This is a genomic window from Streptomyces sp. NPDC051183, from assembly GCF_040682455.1.
Classification (GTDB): domain Bacteria; phylum Actinomycetota; class Actinomycetes; order Streptomycetales; family Streptomycetaceae; genus Streptomyces.
Map to the genome: position 1 here is coordinate 1 of NZ_JBFBBA010000120.1, position 1,810 is coordinate 1,810.

The following is a 1,810-nucleotide window of genomic DNA, read 5'->3' on the forward strand; positions in this document are numbered from 1 at the left end:
CTAGTGCCGCATCAGGCAACATTCGCCCTGCCGTGACGTGGGCGGGATCCGTCCCGCTGTTCGCGAGGTCGGTCGGGTGTAATCCCAGTGGCGCTTCAGTCGAAGTCGTCGGCGGAAGAGAGGCCATCGATGAAGGATTCGAAGTCCGGGGCGAGGGGCAACTCCACGCTGAAGTCAGCGTCGAGCCACGCGACTGAAGGTTCTCCATGTCGGCCGCACGCCCGGTAGTCCAGCGCGATCCAGCAGGGTCCGTCGCCCGAGAGGAGCACGACAGGCGAGGGCAGACCCCATTCCTCGACCAGGTAGAGGCTGTCGAGCAACGAGACTGTGCGTTCGCGGTGGCCGATGCCCATCACGTGGTCGAACGGGACGTGGTCCTCGCTCCAGGAGGTCGGCTCATCGGTCCGAAAGGCGTTCCGAGTGCCCGTCACCGGGCCGCCGTTCTGCGCGCGCAACAGATCAAGCAGCGAGGCTGGGAGCGTGACGTCGAGCAGTCGCTCGGCCTCCCGCACAGCCTGGTCAGTCAGCGGCTGCTGTACCCCGTAGGTGCTGTCGGTGTCCCAGAACGCGGGCTGCACATCGTCAGAACGAGCCATGACTCGAATCGTAGGGGCCACGGGATGCGGTTGACCGCCGAAGGCCGCTCCGGCGTTCAGAATGATCACGTGGCTGAACGTGTGCGCGTACGGGAGATCGATGACGACGAGGGGCGCCGGTTGCTGCGGATCGTCCGCCGAGGCACCGGGTCCGTGGTGACTTGGCGGCGGGCCCAGATGGTGCTGCTGTCCGCGCAGGGCATGCCGGTAGACAAGATCGCTGCTGTGACGTTCACCAGCGCGGACCGGGTCCGCGACGTGATCCACAACTTCAACGCGGACGGCTTCGACTCGCTTTATCCGAAGTACCAGGGCGGACGACCGAGGACCTTCGCGCTGCCCGAGCGGCGCGAGATCAAGAAGATCGCCAAGTCCAAGCCGGCCGAGCACGGCCTGCCGTTCTCGACCTGGAGCCTGGTCAAACTGGCCGACTTCCTGGTCGCCGAGGGGGTGGTCGACGACATCAGCCACGAGGGCCTGCGGGTCCTGCTCCGCGAGGAGGGCGTCTCCTTTCAACGCGTGAAGACCTGGAAGGTCTCGAACGACCCCGACTACGCCGCGAAGAAGGCCCGCGTCGAGCACCTCTACGCCATCGCTGACGGCGAGGTGATACCCGAGAACGGTGAGCCCGAAGTCATCTTCTGCATGGACGAGTTCGGGCCGCTCAACCTCCAGCCCCACCCCGGGCGCCAGTGGGCCGAACGCGGCGGCAAGCACAAGGACCCCGATCGCGAACCGAGGCCGCGCCGCCGGGCCACCTACACCCGCCCGCACGGAGTCCGACACCTGTTCGCCGCCTACGACCTGGGCAAGGACCAGCTCTACGGCCACATCAAGAAGACCAAGAACCGCTCCAAGTTCCTGGAGTTCTGCCGCTACCTGCGCTCCCTCCACCCGGCCGACGTGCGCATCGCGATCATCTGCGACAACTACTCGCCGCACCTGACGACCAAGCGATGCCAGCGAGTGGGGACCTGGGCCGAGGCCAACAACGTCGAGATCGCCTACACCCCGACCAACAGCTCATGGCTGAACCGGATCGAGGCCCAGTTCACCGCCCTGCGCTACTTCACCCTCGACGGCACCGACCACCCCAGCCACAAGGCTCAGGGCAGCATGATCCGCCGCTACATCATCTGGCGGAACAAGCACGCTCAAGATGAGCGCCTCCGCTACGTCGTGAACAGGGCGAACGTTGCCTGATGCGGCACTAG

General features: G+C 66.0%; 2 protein-coding genes. One reads left to right on the forward strand and one right to left on the reverse strand.

The window, feature by feature from the left end:
* Positions 1-95: 95 nt before the first annotated feature.
* Positions 96-596, reverse strand: coding sequence for an SMI1/KNR4 family protein (locus AB0M99_RS37735; RefSeq protein ID WP_365928788.1), 501 nt, complete (start codon positions 594-596; stop codon positions 96-98).
* A 69-nt stretch (positions 597-665) separates the two neighbouring features.
* Between AB0M99_RS37735 and AB0M99_RS37740 the strand changes: the two genes are divergently transcribed.
* On the forward strand, positions 666-1,799 hold the full coding sequence (locus tag AB0M99_RS37740; protein ID WP_365928790.1) for an IS630 family transposase: 1,134 nt from the start codon (positions 666-668) through the stop codon (positions 1,797-1,799).
* Positions 1,800-1,810 lie beyond the last annotated feature (11 nt).

Excerpts from the sequence above, each read along its gene's own strand:
- AB0M99_RS37735 (WP_365928788.1), bottom strand. The coding sequence starts at position 596 with ATGGCTCGTTCTGACGATGTGCAGCCCGCGTTCTGGGACACCGACAGC.